This window comes from Agrococcus sp. TF02-05, assembly GCF_017565345.1.
Classification (GTDB): domain Bacteria; phylum Actinomycetota; class Actinomycetes; order Actinomycetales; family Microbacteriaceae; genus Agrococcus; species Agrococcus pavilionensis.
In genome coordinates this window covers 1-21683 of sequence record NZ_JAGEKO010000012.1, presented here as the reverse complement: position 1 = coordinate 21683, position 21683 = coordinate 1, and the positions used below count along the sequence as shown (strand labels likewise).

Here is a 21683-nt window from a genome sequence, read left to right as displayed (position 1 = left end):
TATCTCGCGCTCAAGATCGCGGTCGAGTACGAGGGCGAAGGGCACCTCGACCCGAAGCGCTGGGCCGACGACATCCTGCGCTACGAGATGCTCGAGGCGGCCGGCTGGATCGTGGTCCGCATCACGAAGGCCGACGTCGCGGGCGCAGGGGATCGCTGCGCGCGGCGCGTGCGCGCCGCGCTGGCCCGTCGCTCGTAGCGCCGGCCCCACCCGCTCGTGGGCGTGCACAGCGCAGTCGCGACCACGGAGTCGCGCGCGGGCATGTGCACGCTGCTGCGGCTCGCGCTGCCGCCGTGCCGCAAGAGCGTGCACAGCGCAGTCGCGACCACGGAGTCGCGCGCGGGCATGTGCACGCTGCTGCGGCTCGCGCCGCCGCCGCACCGCAAGAGCGTGCACATCGCTCCGGGCGCGCGCACGCATGTGCACGCTGCTGCGGCTCGACCGGCTGCCGCAGCGCAAGAGCGTGCACATCGCGCCGGGACGCGCGCGGCGGGGGCCGTCAGTCGCGCGAGTCGCGCGCTCCCGCCCACAGGTCGACGCCCGGCTCGTCGCGCGCGAGCTCGTCGATCGCCGCGAGCTCGTCGTCGCTGAACGAGAGCCCGCCGAGGGCCGCGATGTTCTGCTCGAGCTGCTCGAGCCGCGACGCCCCGATCGTGAGCGACGTCATGCGCTCGTCGCGCAGCGCCCACGCGAGCGCGAGCTGCGCGAGCGACTGGCCGCGCGACTCGGCGATGCGGGCGAGACCGCGGATGCGCTCGGCCGCCTCGGGCGAGAGGCTCGCGTCGAGCGATCCCCGTGCGCTCCCGAGCGCGGCCCGCGACCCCTCGGGCACCCCGTCGAGGTACTTGCCGGTCAGGAGCCCCTGCGCGAGCGCGGTGAAGCCGATCACCCCGATGCCGAGCTCGCCCGCGGCGTCGAGCAGCCCATCCGTCTCGATCCAGCGGTTGAGCATCGAGTACGACGGCTGGTGGATCGTGAGCGGCGTGCCGAGCGAGTCGAGGATCTCGTGGGCGCGCCGCGTCTCGTCGGCCGAGTAGCTCGAGACGCCGACATAGAGCGCGCGGCCCGAGCGCACGATGTGGTCGAGCGCCGCCATCGTCTCCTCGAGCGGCGTCTCCGGGTCGGGCCGGTGGTGGTAGAAGATGTCGACGTAGTCGAGCCCCATGCGCCGCAGCGACTGGTCGAGGCTCGCGACGAGGTACTTGCGGCTGCCGCCGAAGCCGTAGGGGCCCGGCCACATGTCCCAGCCGGCCTTCGTCGTCACGAGCACCTCGTCGCGGTGCGCGCCGAGGTCGCTCGCGAGCACGCGGCCGAAGTTCGACTCCGCCGCGCCGTAGGGCGGGCCGTAGTTGTTGGCGAGGTCGAAGTGCGTGACGCCGCGGTCGAAGGCGCCGAGGATGAGCTCGCGCTGCCGATCGAGCGGCACGTCGTCGCCGAAGTTGTGCCACAGGCCCAGCGTGAGCAGCGGCAGCTTGAGGCCCGAGGCACCGGCGCGGCGGTACTGCATCGCGCCGGGCCGGTCGGCGTCGTAGCGGGCGGGGTCGGGCTGCCAGCTCATCGTGCGGCTCCTTCGGGCTCGGCGTGCGCGGCGCGCGCGGCGGTCTCGGCCGCGACGAGGGCGTTCGTCGCGCCGCGCAGACCCACGGCCGCGGCGCACGCCGCGGCGCACGCGGGGCTGTGGAAGTCGATGCCGAGCTCGGCGAGCTCATCGACGACGCGGCCGGCGACGAGCAGGTCGGCCGCGTTGGGGCGCAGCGTCCCGTCGCGCCAGCGGTCGCCGGCCGCGACGATCGCGATCGAGGCGCGATCGCCGAGCCGCTCCTGCTCGTCGAGCGCAGCGCGGGCGATGTCGGATGCGTTGGCGAGCGTCGCGTCGAGCACGAGCGTCGTGCGGGGCGCGCGGTCCTGCAGCTCGGCCGACTCGGGGCCCCGGTCGGCGTCCGCGATCACGATGACGTCGGCCGCGGCCGCGTCGATCCCGGCAGTGCCCCACTCGAGGGTCACCTGGTAGTGCGCACTCATGCGCCCAGCCTACGGAGCGCGACCCTGCGCATCCGCTCGGAGTCGCCCGGAGTCAGCGCAGCGCGCCGCAGTGCGCGAGAGCCGCGCGCACGAGGCTCCCGCGGCCGCCCTCCATCTCGCTCGTGACGAGCTCGGACGCGGCGGCCTCGGGGCTCAGCCACGTGAGCTCGAGCGCGTCCTGCCGCGGGTCGCACGTGCCGGTGACGGGCACGATGTAGCAGAGCGAGACGGCGTGCTGGCGGTCGTCCGAGAAGATGCCGTCGCCGGGGAGCGGGAAGTACTCGGCGATGTGGAACGGCACCGGGCTCGCGGGCAGCTGCGGGAACGCCATCGGCCCGAGGTCCTTCTCGAGGTGCCGGTAGAGCGCGTCGCGCACGCGCTCGCCGCGCATGACGCGGCCCGAGACGACCGTGCGGGTCATGACGGCCTGCTCGTTCATGCGCAGCAGCAGCCCTACCTCGGTCACTTGCCCCATGCCGTCGAGCCGCACGGGGATCGCTTCGACGTAGAGGATCGGCAGGCGCTCGCGGGCCTGCTGCAGCTCCTCGTCGCTGAGCCATCCGGGGTTGGGGTCGGGGGTGCGCACGGCCATGCGCCCATTCTGCCCGCACGACCCTCGAGCCGCTCGGAGGGGCGGATGCGTCGGCGGGCTACGGGCGCAGGCGCCGGCCCGAGCGGTCGGCCCAGAGCGCGAGCGCGAGCCACGCCGCGACGACGACGAGCGCGAGCACGACCGAGGGGATGTCGCCGAGCCGCGCGAAGGCGCCGACCGGGTCGGGATCGGGCAGCGCCTCGAGCAGCGAGCGGAGCGCGAGCGTCGTCGCGACCGCGAGCAGGCTGATGCGACCGACGGCGGCGAAGGGCTCGGCGAGGGCGCCGAGCGTCGAGGTGCCGCCGCGCAGGTCGGTGTCGATGACCGGATGCGCGACGGTCGCGAGCACGGCGGCGAGCGTCGCGACGCCGAGGGTGAGCGGCGGCGTCCAGATGGCGACCGCCGGCTCGAGCGCCTGCTGCCCCCACATCGTCGGCGTGAAGTAGGCGATGACGCCGAGCACCGCGAAGAGGGTCGCGGCGAGCAGGCCGAAGCCGATGACGCGCGGCCGCTGCCGGCCGGTGACGCTCCGCGCGCGGAGGAAGCCGTGCACGAGCGCGGCGCCGGCCACGGAGGGCACCGCGAGGCCGAGGCCCGCGACGACCGTCGTGACCGCTTGCACGACGAGCGGATCGGCGGGCACGCCCGCGGCGTCCGCGACGCCCCCGACGAGGAGCGTCGCGGGGCTGCAGACGTCGCTCAGCGCGCCGCACAGGCCGCTCGAGAGCCACAGCGCGCCGGAGCCGATGAGCGCGACGATCGCGAGCGCCGCGACCCACGCCGACCAGCTGCGCGCGAGCAGCCCGAGGAACCCGAGGGCGGCTATCGCGACTGCGAGCTGCACGAGCGGGCCGGCCACGGGCATCCGCTCGAGCCCGCCGAAGGTGCCGGCGCCCGGGTCGAACGGCACCCCGGCGGCGGCGCCCGCGATGAGCGCGGCGAGCGCCGAGAGCAGCAGGCCGAGGCCGAGCAGCAGCAGCGAGCGCAGCGCGACGCGGCCGCCGGAGGTCCAGTCGCGGTGCTGCGCCATCGCGAACGCGCAGCCCGCGATGAGCGCGAAGGCGGGCATCGCGAGCGCGTCGATGCCGATCGCGCCCCACGGCTCGGAGCCCGGCACCGGGCGCCGGGGCGCGGCGAGCCACGCGACGGTCGCGAGCACGAGCAGCCCGCGCGCGGCGTCGAGCGAGACGACGCGGCCGATCCGCCTGCCGCGCGCCGGCCGACGTGGCGCGCGGCGAGCGCCGCGACCGCCCGCCGCGGGCATGACGCGCGTCGTCGCCGATGTGCTCGTCACGGGTGCGCCTCCATGCTTCGAGGCTACTGTCGAGGGGAGCGGCGCGGCGGGCGCCCGGGAGGAGCGCGAGATGCAGCAGATCGATGCGGACGCGGTGCAGTGGCGAGACGGCTCGGGCGACGAGCTGCTCGTGGTCATGCACGGCATCGGCTCCCACGAGGGCGACCTGTTCGGACTCGCGCCGCACCTGCCGGCCGAGCTGACGATCGCGTCGCTGCGCGCGCCGATCCCCTACGGCGGCGGCTTCGCGTGGTTCGACTTCTCGCCGATCGACAGCGACGACGACGCGCTCATCAACGCGACCGCCGCGGGCGTGCTCGCATGGCTCGACGGGCTCGAGCGCCGCTTCTCGCGCGTGCACCTGCTCGGCTTCTCGCAGGGCGGGGCGATGGCGGTGCAGCTCGCGCGCCTCGCGCCCGAGCGGTTCGCGTCGATCGCGCACCTGTCGTCGTTCGTGCACGCGGGCGAGCTGCCCGGCGACGCCGAGCTCGCGGCGCGCGAGCCGCGACTGCCGCTGCTCGCGACGATCGGCGAGCTCGACGACGTCATCCACAAGGACAAGATCGCCCGCTCGGCGCCGTGGCTCGACGCGCACTTCGACGTCGACCGACGCACCTACCGGCGCGCGCACACGATCGTGGGCGAGGAGCTCGCCGACGTCGTGGCCTTCCTGCAGCGGGTCTGAGCGCTCCCTCGCCGCGCGCGGGCGGCAGGATGGACCCATGGAACGGTTCCGGCTGGGTGGCGTGCCGGGCGTGACGCCCGCGAAGTGGATGCGCGTGTGGGCGCAGCGCGTGCCGGACGTGCCGATCGAGCTCGTCGCGCTCGAGGAGGCCGACGCGATCGCCGCGCTGCGCGAGGGTCGCGCCGATGCCGTGCTCGCCCGGCTGCCGATCGAGGCGGAGGGCATGCACCGCGTGCCGCTCTACGACGAGCTCGCGGTCGTCGTCGCGGCCGTCGGCCATCCGATCGTGGCGTTCGAGACCGTGACGCTCGCCGACCTCGAGGGCGAGCAGCTGCTCGAGTCGGGCGACCTCTCCCCCGCGCAGCTGCTCGAGGTGGTCGCGACCGGCGCCGGGCTCGCGATCGTGCCGATGTCGGTCGCCCGCGCGGTCGGCGGCCCGAGCACGCGCCACCGGGTGGTGACGGATGCGCCCACCACGACGATCGCGCTGGTCTGGCCCGAGCATGCGGACTCCGCGCTGCACCAGGAGCTCATCGGCATCGCGAAGGGCCGGCGCGCGGGATCGTCGCGCGGCCGGGAGCGCGAGCACCGGGTCGAGCCCGGCAACGCCGCGACCGGCGCGAAGCCCCGCCCCTCGAAGCCGAAGCCGTCGCCTGCCCAGCGCCCGCGCAAGCGCGGCGGCCACGGCCGCGGCGGCCGCCCCGGCCCCGGCGGCCGCCGCTGACTGGAGCGGCGCGACCGTCGCCCGGCGCAGAGCGCGACGTGGGACCGGGCGCAGAGTCGCGGCACTCTGCGATCTCGCAGCCGCCGGGCAGCAGAGTGCCGGCACTCTGCGATCTAGCAGCCCCTGGGCAGCGGAGTGTCGGCACTCTGCGGGCGCGCGGGCGCGGCACGCGCCTCGGGAACGGCGAAGGCCCCGCGCTCTCGCTGAGCGCGGGGCCTCCCGCTGGCGGTGACGGTGGGATTTGAACCCACGGTGGAGGGTTACTCCACACGACTTTTCGAGAGTCGCACCTTCGGCCGCTCGGACACGTCACCAAGGGGATAGCGTACACGCGCTCGGAGCCGCTCGCGAACCGGCGCCGGATCAGGGCTGCAGCACCTTCACGCGGCGCACCTCGTGCAGCCCCTCCTCGACCTTCTCGCCGCCGTCGAGGTGCCAGCCGTGCGCGTCGTAGAACGCTGCGGCGCGCGCGTTGCCGTCCAGCATCCACAGGTAGGCGCGTCGGTGGCCGTCGGCGATGAGCCGCCGCTCCGCCTCCGCGAGCAGCGCCTTGCCGACGCCTCGCGACCAGCGCTCGCTGTGCGCGTAGATGGCGTAGAGCTCGCCCGTGACGCCGTCCAGCTCCTCGCGCGCCCGGCCGGCGAACGCCCACCCGACCACCTCGCCGTCGGCCACCGCGACGAGGTCGTGGCTGCCCGCATCCGCGTGGTGCTCGTCCCACCGCTCGACGCGGTGGGCGGTCTCGCGCTGCACGTCGAGGCGGTCGAGCACCTCCTTGGGCACGAGGCCGGAGTAGGCGGCCCGCCAGGTCTCGACGCGCACGCGCGCGATGCCTGCGGCGTCGCCGATCGTGGCGTCGCGGACGTGCGCGGTCATGCGGCCTCCTCCGGTGCGGCGTCGATGACGCAGAAGCGGTTGCCCTCGGGGTCCTCCATGATCACGTAGTCGGCGTCGGGCGGCCGCTTCGACCACTCGACGCGACGCGCGCCGAGCGACTCGAGCCGCTCGACCTCGGCGCGCTGGTCGTCGGCGTACAGGTCGAGGTGGATGCGCGGGGGCAGGATGCGCTCGCTCGGCACGGCGTCGAGGGAGACGTTCGGGCCGGCACCCGACCGCGGCCGCAGCAGCACGAAGTCGGGCTCGACCGGCTCGCGCGGCTCGTAGTCGAGCGCCGTGGCCCAGAATCGCCGCTGGCGCTCCAGGTCGCTGCACCGGATCACGATCGAGCCGACGGTCAGCATGTCCGCGAGCGTAGTGGGTGAACGGCGCTCATGAGCGGCGATCTCGCACACGCGCTCGCGCCGCCGAGCCGGTGTCGGCGGCGGCCGATAGCGTCGAGCGCATGGCCAAGTCCCCCGCGTTCCGCTGCTCCGAGTGCGGCTGGACGACCCTCAAGTGGGTCGGGCGCTGCGGCGAGTGCCAGCAGTGGGGCACCGTCGAGGAGGTCGGCGTGCCCGCGAAGGGCGTCGCCGCGGCCTCGGTGCCCGCGTCGCGCGCGGCCCGGCCGATCACCGAGCTCGAGACCGCCGACGCCCCGCGCTGGCCGACGGGCATCGCCGAGTTCGACCGCGTGCTCGGCGGCGGCATCGTGCCGGGCGCCGTCGTGCTGTGCTCGGGCGAGCCGGGCGTGGGCAAGTCGACGCTGCTGCTCGCGGTCGCCGCGCGCGCGGCCTCGACCGGCCGCCGCGTGCTCTACGTCTCGGGCGAGGAGTCGCTCGCCCAGGTGCGGCTGCGCGCCGAGCGCACGGGAGCGCTCGAGCCGCAGCTCTACCTCGCGAGCGAGACCGACCTCGCGACGATCCTCGGCCAGCTGCGCGACACCGCGCCGGAGCTCGTGATCGTCGACTCCGTGCAGACGGTCGCGAACGCGGCGAACGAGTCGCTCGCGGGCGGGCCGAGCCAGGTGCGCGACGTCGCCGCCGCGCTCACCCGGGCCGCGAAGGATGCGGGCGTGCCGCTCCTGCTCGTCGGCCACGTCACGAAGGACGGCTCGGTCGCCGGTCCCCGCGTGCTCGAGCACCTCGTCGACGTCGTCGCGCACTTCGACGGCGACCGGCAGACGGCGCTGCGCTTCGTGCGCACGTCGAAGAACCGCTTCGGACCGACGGATGAGGTGGGCTGCTTCGAGATGACCGGTGACGGCATCCTCGAGGTGCCCGACCCTTCCGGCCTCTTCCTCTCGCGCTCGGCGACGCCGCTCGCGGGCACGTGCGTGACGATCGCGCTCGAGGGCCGCCGCGCCCTGCCCGTCGAGATGCAGGCGCTCGTCGTGCCGGCGTCGACCGCCCAGCCGCGGCGGGTCGTGAACGGCGTCGACGCCTCGCGCGTCGCGATGGTCATCGCCGTGCTCGAGCGGCACGCCGGCATCGCCCTCGGCAACCAGGACGTCTACGTCTCGACCGTCGGCGGCATCCGCGTCACCGAGCCGGGCGCCGACCTCGCGATCGCGCTCGCGATCGCGAGCGCCTTCCGCAGCACCGCGCTCCCCCGGGAGCTCGCCGCGGTCGGCGAGATCTCGCTCGCGGGCGAGATCCGGGCGGCATCGGCGGCGAAGCGGCGGGCGGCTGAGGCGCGCAGGCTCGGCTACGCGCGGGTCGTCGACGAGGGCGTCGCGCTCGTGCGCAGCGCGGTCGTCGAGACGCTCGCGGCGGGCCGCCGCGAGCGGCAGCACGACCCGCTCGACGCCGTCCCCGGCTTCTGAGCCGCCGTGGGCGTCACTCGAGGATGAACTGCCGGCTCTCGGCGCTCGCGTAGTCGCCCACCCGCACGCTCAGGCTGTAGGCGGCACCGCCCGCGGTCACCTGCGGTCGCTCGGCGGTGCACGTCTCGACGGACGACGCGGTGCGGTCCCACTCGATCGGCACGGTCGACTGCGGCGTCGCGGGCTCGAGCTGCACCATGTTGTCCTGCACGTCGGCCGCGCAGTCGGTGTAGCGGTAGACGACGTCGTCGCCCGTGCGGATCTCGTACTCCTGCACGGCGGTGCCGGCGTTGAGCGAGCACGCGCTCTCGCCGGTGTTCTCGATCGTGAACGACAGCAGCACCGGCTCGCCCGCCGCGTAGGTCGAGCGGTCGGTGGTCGGCGTGATGCGCACCGCTTCGGGCGCGCACGGCTCGCCCGGGGCAGCGGTCGGGCTGCCGCCGATCGGCGTGAACGGCGTCGTCGGGGTCGGGCTCGGCGTGGGCGACTCGGCGGGTGCGGCGCTCGCGCTCTCGCTCGGCGCGGTCGCGGGCGGTGGCGCCTCGCCGGGCGCCCACGGCCGCCAGACGAGCAGTGCGACCGCGGCGATCGCGATGACGAGCACGATGCCGAGCAGCGTGCGCCGGCGGCGCACGGCGGCGCGGCGCTTGGCTGTCATCGGCGTGCTCACCGATCCAGGGTAGGCGTCGGGCGCGGGCTCACAGCCGCTTGAGCATGCGTGTGTTGCCGAGCGTGTTGGGCTTCACGTGCGCGAGGTCGAGGAACTCTGCGACGCCGCCGTCGGCCGAGCGCAGCAGCTCGACGAAGACGTCGGGCTCGACGACCTGCTCGGCGACCTCCTCGTAGCCGTGGCGGCTGAAGAAGTCGGTCTCGAAGGTGAGGCAGAACAGCCGCGTGAGCCCGAGCCGCCGCGCGCGCTCCTCGAGGTCGACGAGCATCGCGTGGCCCACGCCCTTGCCGAGCGCGCCCTCGGCGACGGCGATCGTGCGCACCTCCCCGAGGTCCTCCCACATGACGTGGAGCGCTCCGCAGCCGACGACCTCGCCGTCGCGCTCGGCCACGACGAACTCCTGCACGGCCTCGAAGAGGGTCACGAGCTCCTTGCCGAGCAGGATGCGCCGGCGCACGTAGGGCTCGATGAGGTCGCGCATCGCTCGCACGTCGCTCGTGCGGGCGGCCCGCACGGTGAGCTCGGAGCGATCGGGGGCAGCTGCGGGGGCGTCGGCCATAGGGATCGAGCCTACGCCCCCGCCCGTGCCGGGGCGCCTGCGCGCTCAGCCCACGCGATACACGAGCCGCGCGAACTGCCCGACCTGGCGCACCTCGACGAGCGTGAGCCGGTCGGACTCGACGCGGCGGGGCATGAGCGGCGCGCCGCTCGGCAGCGCGACGGGCGCGACGGAGATCGCGATCTCGTCGAGCGCGCCCGCGTCGAGGAACTGGCCGGCGAGGTCGCCGCCGCCCACGACCCAGATGTCGCCGTCGCCGGCCGCGGCCCGCAGCTCGGGCAGCGCCTCGGCGACCGAGCCGCGCAGGAAGCGCACGTCGGCGCCCTCCGGCACGGGCAGCTCGCGGGAGGAGAAGACGAACAGCGTCCGATCCCCGTAGAACTCCTGCCACTTGCCGGGCTGGGCGACGACGTCCCACTCGCGCAGCCCCCACTCGTAGGTGTGCGAGCCCTCGACCATGATCGCAACGCCGGTCGGCAGCAGCGTGTCGTCGGGATCGGCGCCGCCGTCGACGGCGAAGAGCCATGCGAGCGAGTGATCGTCGTCGGCGAGGAAGCCGTTGATGGTCGTCGCGGTGTCGAAGATGATGCGTCCCATGCGCGGGACGCTAGACCCGCGCACCCACACGCGGCGGACGACGGAGGGGCGGGGCCTCAGCCCCGCCCCTCCGCGGCCTCACATGCGCCCGATCGGGATGATCAGCCGCAGGTGACGAGCGCTTCCACTTCCTCGGTGAGCGTCGCGGGGCCCCCGACGAGCGTCACTCCCGTCACCCCGAGCCGCTCGAGCTCGTCGTGCACGTTCTGGGGGACGCAGGTCGCGCGGACGATCATGAGCGGCTCGTCCTGCGCGCCGGCCACGGCAGCGCCCGCGAGCGCGTCGGAGAAGACGAGCCCGGAGGCGAGATAGGCGTGGTCGGCCGCGGAGAACGCCGAGCGCGTGATCGCTGCACTCACCGCATAGCGGTCTGCACCGCCGAGGCGGCTGACGACGTGGCCGGCGTCGACGAAGTCCGCCACGACGGACGACGGGATGGTGGCCGGGCCGCCCGCGACCCGCACGCGATCCGCCGAGAGCGCGGCGAGCGTGCCCTTCGTCTCGTCGTTGACCGCGGCGCGCGGATCGATCAGCAGGAGCGGCCAGTCGAGGTGACCCGCCGCTGCACCAGCCGAGAGGGCATCCGAGAACCCGAGCCCGGTCGCGACGTACGCGCCGTCTGCGGTGTCGAACGCGTACTCGGCGACCGCGAGGCTCGTCGTGTAGCGGTCGATGCCCGCGACGCGGTCGACCGTCCCGACGCCCGCGAGAGCGCCGATCGCAGCCTGCGTGGCAGCACTGATCGTCTGCTCGCCGCCGACGATGACGACGCGCTCGGCACCCAGCCGCTCGATCTCCTCGAGCACGACCTCGGGAGCGGCGTCCTTCTGCACGAGCAGCAGCGGACCGCCCTCGTGCGCCGCCGCCGGGCCAGCCGCGAGGGCGTCCGACCAGACCTGGCCGCTCGCGACGTAGACGACGGGCGCGCCCTCGGGGTACGCGGATGCGGAGAGGTTCACCGCGGTCTCGTAGCGGTCGCCGCCGTCGACGCGCGTCGACGGGAGGACCTCGAGCTGGAACGGGATCTCGCTGCCGGTGTCGGTGCGCACCACGTAGGTCTCGGTGCTCGGAGCCAGCTCAGTCCTCTCGGGCGTCGAGACCGTGAAGGTCACGCTCGCCGAGGTCGTGAGCGGAGCGCCCGAGGCATCGGTGTTGACGACGACGTCGCCCGTGCCGACGACCTGGCCGGCCGCGTCGACGATCTCGACCGTCTCGGACGCCTGGGCGCCGAGCGAGCGGATGCGGTCGAGCTGGCGCACCTCGACGGTGTGCTCGGAGCCCGCGGCGATCGCGCCCTCCGGCAGCCCGACGATGTCGACGTGCCGCACCGAGTAGTCGGGCGCGAGGCCGGGGTTGTCGGCGAGGTACGCGAGCAGCGCGTCGAGGTCGACGAGACCGGAGTCGCGCTCGTCGGTGCCCTCGGCGAAGGCCCAGAAGTTGTCGCCGGGGGTGCCGCCGTTGACGCCCATGAGGAACGAAGCGCTCGCGATGCGGATCTCCTGGTCGGCCGAGATGAACTCGCCGTCGATCGCGATGTCGCTCACGCGGTCGTCGATCGGCCGCGAGGGATCGGAGACGTAGGTGACGTTGTCGCTCAGGCCGAGCTGCAGGTAGGTGCGGCCGGTCGTGAGGGGCACGCCCGCGGCGTCGCGCTGCCACTGCTGCTCGAGCAGCAGGTCGAGCTCGGCGCCCGTCATCGTGATCGTCCAGAGGTTGTTGATGAACGGCAGCACGTTGTTCGCCTCGGCGAGGCGCACGACGCCGTCCTCGGTCTCTGGGGCGGTCGCGGCGTAGAGGAGGCTGTCGCGCACGCCGCCGGGGTTGACGATACCGATGTCGGCGCCGCCGCGGTTGTCCGGGGCGAGCTGGTCGCGGTACATGTTGGCGACCATCTGCGCCGCGGTCGACTCCTCGCCGCGGTTGCCGTTCGAGAGCGCCGGCACCGTGATCGGGCCCGAGACCGTCCCAACCTCGACGTTGCCGATCACCGCGGCCTGGGCGACCGCCGCGTCGACGATCTGCTTGACCGCCGCCACGCGCGGGTACGCGGCCACGAGGTCGGCGGGCGCAGCCGTCGTGCGCGCGTGGTTCGTGAGCACCTCGACGGAGACGTCGAGCGACGCGCGGTCGACCGCGAGGACGACCTGGCCGACGAGGTTCGAGTACTCGTTCGACTGCACGACCGGGCGGGTCTCGCCCGCGGCGCCCGGCACGGGCGCGAGCCACGAGTAGGTGCGGTGCGTGTGGCCGTTGAAGATGACGTCGATGTCCGCGGAGAGGCCGTTGACGATGTCGCCGAAGGGGCCACCGGCGGCGGCGTCGGGAGCGAGGAGCGCCTGCTGGTCGGCTTGCGAGGCGTTGACCGGGAGCACGACCTGCGAGCCCTCGTGGATCTCGGCGACGATGACGTCGGCCTCGCCGTTCGCGTCGTTCCCGTCGGTGAGGGCGGCGGCGACCGCGTTGACGGCGGCGACCGGGTCGCCGAACTCGACGCCGACGATGCCGGAGCCGTCGACGAGCGACGGCGTGAACTCCGTCACCGCACCGACGACGCCGACGGTGATGCCGTCGATCTCGACGAGCTCGTAGGCGGGGCCGATCGGAGCACCGTCCAGCGTGACGTTCGCCGAGAGGTAGGGGAACTCGATGAGGTCGGCGACGCGACCGGTGAGGTCGTCGACGCCCTTGTCGAACTCGTGGTTGCCGACCGCGGCGGCGTCGACGCCCATCGCGTTGAGCACCTCGATCGTCGGCTCGTCGCCCTGCGAGGCGGAGGTGAAGGCGGATGCGCCGATGTTGTCGCCGCCCGAGAGCAGCACGGTCGAAGCGGGGTAGTCGGCACGCAGCTGCTCGATGGTGCCGGCGAACTGCACGGTCGTGTTCGCGTCGATGCGGCCGTGGAAGTCGTTGAAGTGCAGGAGGTTGACGACCGCCGTGGTCGTCGGGTCGACGGTGATGGGCGCGGCGTTCGCGACCGTCGGGGTGCTCACGAGCAGCCCGACGCTCAGCGCGCAGGCGGCTCCGGCCGCGAGCGAGCGCTTCGCTTTGGTGTTCACAGGTTCTCCGAAGGCAAGGTGACAGGGGCGGTGCGACGCACCGAGACTGAGCCTATGGAGCGGGGGCGCTTCCCGCGACCCCTGATCGTGTCGGGACGGTGAACGCCCGGAGACGACGAAGAGGGGACCCCTCTCGGGATCCCCTCTCTCGTTCCGCGCGTCAGGCCTCGGCGGGCGCGAGCTCCGGCTCGTGCGGCTCGGGCGTCGTGTGGGTGAACACGAACTCGTCGTCGACGAAGTCGACCGTGACGTGCTCCCCCGAGCCCAGCTCGCCGTGCAGGATCTTCTCGCTCAGCACATCCTCGACCTCGTGCTGCACCGCGCGGCGCAGCGGCCGAGCGCCGAGCGCCGGGTCGTGGCCGATGTGGATGAGCCGGCGCTTGGCCGCCTCGGTGAGCTCGATCGTCATGTCGCGGTCCATCAGGCGCTCCGCGAGGCGCTTGATGAACAGGTCGACGATCTGCAGCAGCTCCTCGGGGCTCAGCTGCGGGAAGACGATCGTCTCGTCGACGCGGTTGAGGAACTCCGGCTTGAAGTTCTTCTTGAGCTCCTCGCGGACCTTCGCGCGCATCCGCTCGTAGTCGTTCTCGCTCGAGCCCTCCATGACGAAGCCGACCGGTCCGCCCGAGATGTCCTTCGTGCCGAGGTTGGTCGTCATGATGATGACGGTGTTCTTGAAGTCGACCACGCGGCCCTGGCCGTCGGTGAGGCGGCCCTCCTCGAGGATCTGCAGCAGCGAGTTGAAGATGTCGACGTGCGCCTTCTCGATCTCGTCGAAGAGCACGACCGAGAACGGCTTGCGGCGCACCTTCTCGGTGAGCTGGCCGCCCTCCTCGAAGCCGACGAACCCGGGAGGGGCGCCGAAGAGCCGCGAGACGGTGTGCTTCTCGCTGAACTCCGACATGTCGAGCGAGATGAGGGCGTCCTCGTCGTCGAACAGGAACTCGGCGAGCGCCTTCGCGAGCTCGGTCTTGCCGACGCCCGTGGGGCCGGCGAAGATGAACGAGCCCGAGGGGCGGCGCGGGTCCTTGAGGCCCGCGCGCTGGCGGCGGATGGTCTTCGCGAGCACGCTCACGGCCTCCTCCTGGCCGATGACGCGCTGGTGCAGCGCCTTCTCCATGAAGACGAGGCGAGCCGACTCCTCCTCGGTGAGCTTGAACACCGGGATGCCGGTCGCGTTCGCGAGCACCTCGGCGATGACGCCCTCGTCGAGGATGCCCGTGTGGCCGCCGTTGCCCGAGCGCCAGTGCTTCTCGAGCCGCAGCCGCTCGCCGAGCAGCTCCTTCTCCTCGTCGCGCAGGCGAGCGGCCGCCTCGAAGTCCTGGCCCTCGATCGCGCCCTCCTTGCGGGAGCGGACGTCGGCGATGCGCTCGTCGAACTCGCGCAGCTCCGGGGGCGCCGAGAGGATCGACAGCCGCAGGCGCGCGCCGCCCTCGTCGATCAGGTCGATCGCCTTGTCGGGCAGGAAGCGGTCCTGCACGTAGCGGTCGGCGAGGTTCGCCGCCGCGACGAGCGCGCCGTCGGTGATCGTCACCTTGTGGTGCGACTCGTAGCGGTCGCGCAGGCCCTTGAGGATGTTGATCGTGTGGGCGACCGACGGCTCGTTGACCTGGATGGGCTGGAAGCGGCGCTCGAGCGCGGCATCCTTCTCGAAGTGCTTGCGGTACTCGTCGAGCGTCGTCGCGCCGATCGTCTGCAGCTCGCCGCGCGCGAGGAGCGGCTTGAGGATGTTGGCCGCGTCGATCGCGCCCTCGGCGGCACCCGCGCCGACGAGCGTGTGGATCTCGTCGATGAAGGTGATGATGTCGCCGCGCGTGCGGATCTCCTTCGTCACCTTCTTGAGGCGCTCCTCGAAGTCGCCCCGGTAGCGGCTGCCGGCGATGAGGCTGCCGAGGTCGAGCGTGTAGACCTGCTTGTCCTTGAGCGTCTCGGGCACCTCGCCCTTGATGATCGCCTGCGCGAGGCCCTCGACGACGGCGGTCTTGCCGACGCCGGGCTCGCCGATCAGCACGGGGTTGTTCTTCGAGCGGCGCGAGAGGATCTGCATGACCCGCTCGATCTCCTTCTCGCGCCCGATGACGGGGTCGAGCTTGCCGTCGCGCGCGGCCTGCGTGAGGTTGCGCCCGAACTGGTCGAGGATCTGCGAGCCCTTGGTGTCGGACTGCTGCGTCGTGTCGCCACCGACGGTGGTCGACTCCTTGCCCTGGTAGCCGGCGAGGAGCTGGTTGACGGTCTGGCGCACGCGGTTGAGGTCGGCGCCGAGCTTGACGAGCACCTGCGCGGCGACGCCCTCGCCCTCGCGGATGAGGCCGAGCAGCACGTGCTCGGTGCCGATGTAGTTGTGGCCGAGCTGCAGCGCCTCGCGCAGGCTCAGCTCGAGCACCTTCTTGGCGCGCGGCGTGAACGGGATGTGGCCCGTCGTCTGCTGGCTGCCCGTGCCGATCATGTCCTGCACCTGCGCGCGGACGGCATCGAGCGAGATGCCGAGCTGCTCGAGGGCCTTGGCTGCGACGCCGTCACCCTCGTGGATGAGGCCGAGCAGGATGTGCTCCGTGCCGATGTAGTTGTGGTTGAGCAGCTTCGCCTCTTCCTGAGCGAGCACCACGACTCGGCGAGCGCGGTCGGTGAACCTCTCGAACATCGCTGCCTCCCTTCCTTGGTCTCGAGCGTAGCCGCGGGGTGGGGGACGCCGCCGCCGTGTTCGCTGTGGGCACGAACACCGGATGCGGGAGGCCCCCCGCGCGGTCGGGCCTGGCTTGCGCTGCTTATCGAGTCTCGATAATGTATCGACATTCGATAAGCGTTCGACCGAAGGAGGAGCCGATGGGCTCGCTTACCATCCGCCCGCAGTCCACGTCGCGCAGCGACACGATCCCGCTCGCGATCCTCATGATCTCGGGGGCGGGCATCGCGACCTGGACGCTCGCGTCCGCCGCCGGGCGGATCGCCGAGCTCGTCGGAGGCGGTCCGGTGCGCGTGCGCGCGCAGCTCGCCGGCACGGACGCGGGAGCGCGCATCGCAGCGGGAGCGCCCGAGCTCCCGATCGAGATCGAGACCGCGCGGCTCGTCGTGCCGGACCCCACGATGACGACCGTGGTCCCGCTCGTGCTCGAGCAGGTGCTGCTCGGGCTCGTCGTGCTCATCGTCATCGCCTGCCTGCTCGCGGTCGCGGCGAGCATCATGCGCGGCCGCGTCTTCAGCAGCGCCAACACGAGGCTCGTCGGCGCCGCGGGCGCGGCCGCGATCCTCGGCGCGTGGCTCGTGCCGCTGTGCGCGACCGTGGGGGCGAACGACGCGATCGCGCAGCTCCTCGGCAGCGGCTTCGTCGGCGCAGTGTTCGTCGTCGAGCCGTTCGCCCTCGTGTCGATCGCGTTCGTCGTCGCGATCGCGATCACCACGTTCGGCGTCGGCGACCGCCTGCGGCGCGACACGGATGGGCTCGTCTAGTGCCCGCCGAGGAGGACCTCTCGCGCCTGCACTGCCGGCTCGACGGGCTGCTCGAGGCGCGCGGGATGACGCTCACGGCGCTCGCCGAGGCCGTGGGGGTGAGCCTCGTCAACCTCTCTGTCCTGAAGAACGACCGAGCCAAGGCCATCCGCTTCTCCACGCTCATCGCGCTGTGCGACGCGCTCGAGTGCCAGCCGGGCGATCTGTTCGAGGTGCGCGCACACGGAACGCCTGGCTCCTCCCGATAGCCTCGGACGGACGTCGAAGGAGCACGGTGACCGATCTGCCCACCCAGCCCGAGCCCGGCCAGGCTCACTCCGCGCCCGCGGAGCAGCCGTTCGCGCCGGGGGTCCACGGCCAGCAGCCCGCGCAGCCGGATCACCAGCAGCCGGGGTACGCGCAGCCGTACGGTCAGCCGGTGCTCCCGCCCGCGCCTGTCGGCCAGCCGGGCTACGGCGGCTACGGGCAGCCCGCGCCGCAGGGCTACGGGCAGCAGGGCTACCCGCCGCAGGGCTATGGCCAAGGCGGCTACGCGCCGCAGGGCTACGCGCCGCAGGGCTACGGCTACGGGCCGACCTTCGCCCCGCCGCCCGCCAAGCCGGCGCTGCTGCCGGCCGCGCTCCCGATGCCCGCCCAGGCCTACGCGACCGCGTTCCGCCCGCTCACGAAGCGCGTCGGGCGCTGGTTCCTCGCCTGGGCGATCGCGATCGGCTTCTTCGCCGCTGGCCAGATCGTCATGCTCGCGCTCATCATGCCGGGCCTCGTCGACGCGCTGCTGAACCTCGACCTCGCCGAGGCCTCGACCAACCCGGAGTCCGCGACCTTCGACGCGCTCTTCGACGTGCTCGGCACGCCGCTCGGCATGGCGGGCGTCAACCTCTCGTGGGCGTCGATGATCCCGGGCGCGATCGTCGCGGCCGCCGCGTTCGGCAAGGGCGCGGGCGGCTACGTCTCGAGCGTCGTCGGCCGCTGGCGCTGGCGCACCGTGGGCCGCGCTGCGATCGTGATCCTGCCGATCTTCGCCATCTACATCGGCGTCACGCTCTCGCTCGACCCGAGCGTCGAGTGGCAGTGGAACCCCAACTGGGGCCTCGTCGCGATCATCCTGCTCACGACGCCGCTGCAGGCGACGGGCGAGGAGTTCGCGTTCCGCGGCTTCCTCACCCAGATGCTCGGCGGCTGGATCGCGAACCCCTGGGTCGCCTCGATCGGCATCGGCGCGCTCACGGGACTCATCTTCGGCGCCGCGCACATGCACGCGTCGGTCGCCGCGACGCTGCAGCTCTCGCTCGTCGGCTTCACGTGCTCGATGCTCACCTTCCGCACCGGCGGCCTCGAGGCGGCATCGGTGCTGCACACGGCGAACAACGTCTTCATCATGGTGCCGCTCGCGCTCACCGGCACGTCGGCCTTCTCGGCGCAGCCGGTCTCGGGCGAGGACTGGCTCTCGCTCGGCATCGCGATCCTCGCGCTCGGGGCGAGCTACCTCGCGGTGCACTTCCTCCTGCGCAAGGAGCAGCGCTGGACGAAGGGCGCGCCGGGCGCGGAGCTGCTCGCGCCGCGGCCCGTGCTCGAGCCGCAGGTCGCGGCTCCCGTCACGCGCTGACGCGCTCCGGCGGGAGCCGGTCGCTCAGCGAGCGGGTTCGTCGGGCGCCGGCGTGGAAGCGGGTGCCCCCTCTGCCGCCTGCGCGCCCGGAGCCGCGCTCGCCGCCGGCGTCGACGCATCCGCCGTGCCCTTGGGCGGCAGTCCGGCCTTCGCCCGCTCCTCGGCCTCGATGCGGTCGTACTCGAGCCGGGCGGTGCGGTCGCCGCGGATGATGTAGCGCAGCACCATCCAGAACAGGAGCCCGAGCACGATCGTCGGGATGAGCGAGAAGATCGCGTTCCCCCACCAGCTCTCAGGCATGGGGCAATCCTACCGCCCGCCCCGCGAGGCCCATCTCGCAGCGAGCCGCGGTCAGCTCAGCAGCTCGCGCACGCGCTCGCGGCCGATCGCGAGCAGCAGCGTCGGGATGCGCGGGCCCGTCTCGCGGCCGACGAGCAGCCGGTAGAGCAGCGCGAAGAACGCGCGCTGGGCGCCCGAGAGCTCCTTGTCGCCCTTCACGATCGCGTCGGGCTCGAGCCCCCGCTGCACCTTCGCGACGCCGTAGGCCTGGTTCGTGAGCCCGTCGAGCGTCCACGCCTCCTCGATCGGCGGCAGGCCGCCGCCGCCGTCGAGCAGCAGCCGGAGTGCATCCCGCTCCCCCTCGGTGAGCGCGTCGAGCGCCTCGCGGTCGGGCTCGGCGCGCACGATCGTGTGCTCGTCGGCGGGCATGTGGGTCGCGACCCACGCCTCGACGCGGTCGAGCCGCGGGCGCAGCTCGTCGAGGTCGGTGATCGGGTCGTCGGCGTCGAGGCCGCGCAGGATCCGCAGGATCTGCTCCTCGTCGCCGAAGGTGATGTCGACGACGGATGCGAGGGTGCGGTAGGCGACGCGTCGCGGTGTCTCGGGGAGCCGCTCGTGCGCGGTGGAGGTCGCGCGCTCGAGCGCGGCGAGCTCGGCGGGCTGGGCCGTGCCGGCCGCGGCCTTCCGCGCGAGCGCATCCCACTCGTCGTAGGTGCGCTGCAGCTCGGAGCCGAAGGCGACGTCGAAGGACTGGTTCATGCGGCGGCGGGCGTAGAGCCAGCGCAGCACCGGGGCCTCCATGACGGCGAGCGCGTCGGCGGGCACCGGGGCGCCGCCGCGCGAGGACGACATCTTCGCGACGCCGCCGAAGCCGACGAACGCGTACATCGGGCCGAGCGGCCGCTGCCAGCCGAAGACCGGCGCGAGCTCGAGCCCGACCTGGAAGGACGAGCCGGGCGACTGGTGGTCGACGCCGGAGGGCTCAAACACGACCCTCTCGAACGCCCAGCGCATGGGCCAGTCGACCTTCCAGACGAGCTTGCCTGAGCGGAACTCGCGCAGCAGCACCGTCTCGCGGTGCCCGCACTGGCACGCGTAGGTCATCTCGGTCGAGTCGTCGTCGTACGCCTCGATCGTCGTGAGGTCCTTGCCGCAGCTCGTGCAGTAGGGCTTGTAGGGGTAGTACTCCGCGCCGCCCGAGCCGTCGCTCTCGCTCGCCGCGCCGGAGGAGGCGTCGAGGGCGCGCTGCAGCTCCTCGTCCTCGTCCTTCGCCGCGGGCAGGGTGCGGTACTGGGCGAGGATCGCATCGATCTCGCGGCGGTGGCGCATCGCGTGCAGGATCTGCTCCGTGTATGCGCCGGCGCGGTACTGCTCGGTCTGGCTGATGCCGCGGTAGCGGATGCCCGCCTCGGCGAACGAGGCCTCCGCCTCGGCGCGGAAGTGCGCGGCCCACGACTCGTGCTCGCTCCCGGGCGGGGCGGGCACGCTCGTGAGCGGCTTGCCGATGTGCTCGGCCCACGACTCGTCGACGCCCTCGATGCCCGCGGGCACCTTCCGGAAGCGGTCGTAGTCGTCCCAGCTGAAGATGTGCTCGGCCTCGATGCCGCGCCGCTGCAGCTCGTCGACGACGAGGTGCGGGCTCATGACCTCGCGGAAGTTGCCGAGGTGGATGGGGCCCGACGGCGAGATGCCGGATGCCGCGACGGGCTTCGTGCCGCGCGCTGCGGCCTCGGCGATCACCTCGTCCGCGAGGCGCGAGACCCAGTCGGCGCGCTCGTGCTCGGCGGTTGCGGCGGGGGCGTTCGGCGTCTCGGTCACGACTCCCGATCCTACCGAGCGCCGTCCGCCCGGCCGTCGGAGCGCATCCGCCCCCCTCGGGTCAGGCGATGGCGAAGACCGCGTTGTCGATGAGGCGCACGCTGCCGACGCGCGCGGCGACGAGCACCTGGGCGCGGCCGCGGTGGTCGTCGGGGGCGAGGAGGAAGGTCGCGGGGTCGACGACCGCGAGGTAGTCGAGCTCGACACCCGGCTCGCGCTCGAGCACGGCGCGCGCGGCGGCGAGCATCGCCTGGACGCCCTCGCCCGCGGCGGCACCGGCGGCCTCGAGCGCGCGGGAGAGCGCGAGCGCGTCGGTGCGCTCCGCGGGCTGCAGCAGCCGGTTGCGGCTCGAGAGGGCGAGGCCGTCGGGCTCGCGCACCGTCGGCACGCCGATGACGCGCACCGGCAGGTTGAGGTCGCGCACCATGCGGCGCACGAGGAAGAGCTGCTGCGCGTCCTTCTCGCCGAAGACGGCGACGTCGGGCGTGATGATCGAGAGCAGCTTGGTCACGACCGTGAGCACGCCGTCGAAGTGGCCGGGGCGGCTCGCGCCCTCGAGCACGCCGCCGAGGCGGCCCGCGGTCACGAGCGTCTCGGAGCGGCCGCCGTCGGGGTACATCTCGTCGACCTCGGGCATGAAGAGCGCCTCGGCGCCGAGCACGATGAGCTGGGCGGTGTCGGTCTCGGGCGTGCGCGGGTAGCGGTCGAGGTCCTCGTTCGCGCCGAACTGCATCGGGTTGACGAAGACCGATGCGACGACGGTGTCGGCGTGCTCGCGCGCGGTGCGGACGAGCTCGAGGTGCCCCTCGTGGAGCGCGCCCATGGTCGGCACGAGCGCGATGCGGCGCCCGGCCGCGCGCTCGGCGGCGACGAACTCGCGCGCTTCGTCGACGGTCGTGAGGCTCTGGATGGGCTCGGGCACCAGCCAAGGATAGGCGTCGGTGGGCGCCCGCCCGCTCGACGGGCGGGATGCGCGGGCACTCGACCGGCTGGGCGCGAGCCCGAGCCGCGGCAGCGGGTCGGCGGCGCACCCGCCCGGTCGAGCGCCGCTCAGGGCTCGAGCGGCGGGTCGGGATGGCGCGCGAGCGCCGTCTCGACCGCCGAGCGCACGACGCCGCCGAGCACCCGACCGGGCCGCTCGACGCCGAGCTCGTGCAGCTGCCGCAGCGCTTGCGCGACGATGCCCTCGGCGAAGTCGCGAGCAGCGCCGATCGCCTCGGCGTACGCGGGCCGGTCGGCCTCGTCGACGACGATCGGCTCGGCGCCCATCTCGACCGCGAGCGCCTGCCCGATCGGCAGCACCGGCCCGGGCGCGGTGACCGCGATCGTCGACTCGAGCAGCCGCGAGAGGTCGAGCGACGTGCCGGTGAACGACATCGCGGGATGCAGCGCGATCGGGATCGCGCCGCGCTCGCGCGCGGGCCGCAGCACCTCGACGCCGTGCTCGGCCGCCGTGTGCACGACGAGCTGCCCCGGCTGCCACGCGCCCGTCGCGGCGAGGCCGGCCACGAGCCCGGGCAGCTCGGAGCTAGGCACCGCGAGCAGCACGAGCTCGCTGCGCTCGACGAGCGTGGGGGTGTCGAGCAGCAGCACGCCGGGCATGAGCGCCTCGGCGCGCTCGATCGCGTCGGCG

22 protein-coding genes and 1 tRNA gene are annotated in these 21683 nt (G+C 73.4%); 7 read left to right on the top strand and 16 right to left on the bottom strand.

Annotated features, from left to right (window positions below):
- The coding region (locus tag JQT67_RS12405; RefSeq protein WP_208065070.1) for a DUF559 domain-containing protein at positions 1 to 198 on the top strand (198 nt) is incomplete at its 5' end.
- 301 nt (positions 199 to 499) lie between these two features.
- On the opposite strand, the gene mgrA is transcribed toward JQT67_RS12405, so the two are convergent.
- From mgrA to JQT67_RS12385, 4 genes are read right to left on the bottom strand one after another with little or no spacing between them, the layout of a single operon-like run.
- Entirely contained in the window at positions 500 to 1558 is a 1059-nt protein-coding gene (mgrA, locus tag JQT67_RS12400; protein WP_208065068.1) for an L-glyceraldehyde 3-phosphate reductase, read from the bottom strand.
- On the bottom strand, positions 1555 to 2022 hold the full coding sequence (locus JQT67_RS12395; protein WP_021010947.1) for a hypothetical protein: 468 nt from the start codon (positions 2020 to 2022) through the stop codon (positions 1555 to 1557). Before JQT67_RS12395 ends, mgrA begins: the two co-directional genes overlap by 4 nt.
- Positions 2023 to 2074: 52 nt before the next feature.
- Positions 2075 to 2614 (bottom strand): NUDIX hydrolase family protein, encoded by a 540-nt coding sequence (locus tag JQT67_RS12390; protein ID WP_021010948.1) that lies wholly within the window; start codon positions 2612 to 2614, stop codon positions 2075 to 2077.
- A gap of 58 nt (positions 2615 to 2672) precedes the next feature.
- The gene (locus JQT67_RS12385) at positions 2673 to 3908 is read right to left on the bottom strand and encodes a hypothetical protein (RefSeq protein WP_208065066.1); all 1236 of its coding nucleotides are present in this window, start codon (positions 3906 to 3908) and stop codon (positions 2673 to 2675) included.
- A gap of 70 nt (positions 3909 to 3978) precedes the next feature.
- On the opposite strand from JQT67_RS12385, the gene JQT67_RS12380 reads away from it, so the two are divergent.
- Both JQT67_RS12380 and JQT67_RS12375 read left to right on the top strand, forming a co-directional pair.
- Complete coding sequence (locus JQT67_RS12380; protein ID WP_208065064.1) at positions 3979 to 4593, top strand: alpha/beta hydrolase; 615 nt, start codon at positions 3979 to 3981, stop codon at positions 4591 to 4593.
- Positions 4594 to 4630: 37 nt separating this feature from the next.
- Complete coding sequence (locus JQT67_RS12375; protein ID WP_208065062.1) at positions 4631 to 5317, top strand: LysR substrate-binding domain-containing protein; 687 nt, start codon at positions 4631 to 4633, stop codon at positions 5315 to 5317.
- Positions 5318 to 5540: 223 nt separating this feature from the next.
- Here the strand turns inward: JQT67_RS12375 and JQT67_RS12370 are convergent.
- From JQT67_RS12370 to JQT67_RS12360, 3 genes are all read right to left on the bottom strand, one after another.
- Positions 5541 to 5631: transfer RNA gene (locus JQT67_RS12370), tRNA-Ser, on the bottom strand.
- Between the two features lie 49 nt (positions 5632 to 5680).
- The gene (locus tag JQT67_RS12365; RefSeq protein ID WP_026373211.1) at positions 5681 to 6193 is read right to left on the bottom strand and encodes a GNAT family N-acetyltransferase; all 513 of its coding nucleotides are present in this window, start codon (positions 6191 to 6193) and stop codon (positions 5681 to 5683) included.
- Positions 6190 to 6558, bottom strand: coding sequence for a VOC family protein (locus JQT67_RS12360; protein ID WP_208065059.1), 369 nt, complete (start codon positions 6556 to 6558; stop codon positions 6190 to 6192). Before JQT67_RS12360 ends, JQT67_RS12365 begins: the two co-directional genes overlap by 4 nt.
- A 101-nt stretch (positions 6559 to 6659) precedes the next feature.
- Here JQT67_RS12360 and radA point away from each other — a divergent pair, with 101 nt between their 5' ends.
- Positions 6660 to 8018: a DNA repair protein RadA gene (gene radA, locus JQT67_RS12355; protein ID WP_208065057.1), complete on the top strand. Its 1359-nt coding sequence runs from the start codon at positions 6660 to 6662 to the stop codon at positions 8016 to 8018.
- Between the two features lie 13 nt (positions 8019 to 8031).
- Here the strand turns inward: radA and JQT67_RS12350 are convergent, their stop codons facing one another.
- The 5 genes from JQT67_RS12350 to JQT67_RS12330 form a co-directional block, all read right to left on the bottom strand.
- A complete protein-coding gene (locus JQT67_RS12350; RefSeq protein ID WP_208065055.1) occupies positions 8032 to 8688 on the bottom strand; it encodes a hypothetical protein in 657 nt (218 codons plus the stop codon).
- Between the two features lie 28 nt (positions 8689 to 8716).
- Entirely contained in the window at positions 8717 to 9247 is a 531-nt protein-coding gene (locus JQT67_RS12345; RefSeq protein WP_208065053.1) for an amino-acid N-acetyltransferase, read from the bottom strand.
- 45 nt (positions 9248 to 9292) lie between these two features.
- Positions 9293 to 9844 carry a dihydrofolate reductase family protein gene (locus tag JQT67_RS12340; RefSeq protein ID WP_208065051.1) on the bottom strand — a complete coding sequence of 184 codons (552 nt, stop codon included), beginning with the start codon at positions 9842 to 9844 and terminating at the stop codon, positions 9293 to 9295.
- Between the two features lie 101 nt (positions 9845 to 9945).
- Entirely contained in the window at positions 9946 to 12900 is a 2955-nt protein-coding gene (locus JQT67_RS12335; protein WP_208065049.1) for a cell wall-binding repeat-containing protein, read from the bottom strand.
- A 160-nt stretch (positions 12901 to 13060) separates the two neighbouring features.
- The gene (locus JQT67_RS12330) at positions 13061 to 15541 is read right to left on the bottom strand and encodes an ATP-dependent Clp protease ATP-binding subunit (RefSeq protein ID WP_208065047.1); all 2481 of its coding nucleotides are present in this window, start codon (positions 15539 to 15541) and stop codon (positions 13061 to 13063) included.
- A 182-nt stretch (positions 15542 to 15723) separates the two neighbouring features.
- On the opposite strand from JQT67_RS12330, the gene JQT67_RS13585 reads away from it, so the two are divergent.
- From JQT67_RS13585 to JQT67_RS12320, 3 genes are read left to right on the top strand one after another with little or no spacing between them, the layout of a single operon-like run.
- Positions 15724 to 16347: a hypothetical protein gene (locus JQT67_RS13585; RefSeq protein ID WP_243756004.1), complete on the top strand. Its 624-nt coding sequence runs from the start codon at positions 15724 to 15726 to the stop codon at positions 16345 to 16347.
- Positions 16347 to 16595 carry a helix-turn-helix transcriptional regulator gene (locus JQT67_RS13580; RefSeq protein WP_307864332.1) on the top strand — a complete coding sequence of 83 codons (249 nt, stop codon included), beginning with the start codon at positions 16347 to 16349 and terminating at the stop codon, positions 16593 to 16595. The genes JQT67_RS13585 and JQT67_RS13580 overlap by 1 nt, the downstream gene beginning before the upstream one ends.
- 26 nt (positions 16596 to 16621) lie before the next feature.
- A complete protein-coding gene (locus JQT67_RS12320) occupies positions 16622 to 17953 on the top strand; it encodes a type II CAAX prenyl endopeptidase Rce1 family protein (RefSeq protein WP_208065045.1) in 1332 nt (443 codons plus the stop codon).
- Positions 17954 to 17977: 24 nt separating this feature from the next.
- Here JQT67_RS12320 and JQT67_RS12315 read toward each other — a convergent pair whose 3' ends face one another.
- The 4 genes from JQT67_RS12315 to JQT67_RS12300 form a co-directional block, all read right to left on the bottom strand.
- The gene (locus tag JQT67_RS12315) at positions 17978 to 18253 is read right to left on the bottom strand and encodes a hypothetical protein (protein WP_208065076.1); all 276 of its coding nucleotides are present in this window, start codon (positions 18251 to 18253) and stop codon (positions 17978 to 17980) included.
- Between the two features lie 51 nt (positions 18254 to 18304).
- Positions 18305 to 20050 carry a lysine--tRNA ligase gene (gene lysS, locus JQT67_RS12310; RefSeq protein ID WP_208065043.1) on the bottom strand — a complete coding sequence of 582 codons (1746 nt, stop codon included), beginning with the start codon at positions 20048 to 20050 and terminating at the stop codon, positions 18305 to 18307.
- Positions 20051 to 20111: 61 nt separating this feature from the next.
- Positions 20112 to 20972: a pantoate--beta-alanine ligase gene (gene panC, locus JQT67_RS12305; protein WP_374222136.1), complete on the bottom strand. Its 861-nt coding sequence runs from the start codon at positions 20970 to 20972 to the stop codon at positions 20112 to 20114.
- 128 nt (positions 20973 to 21100) lie between these two features.
- Positions 21101 to 21683 (bottom strand): DUF2520 domain-containing protein (locus JQT67_RS12300; protein ID WP_208065041.1); only part of this gene is annotated, 583 nt, incomplete at its 5' end.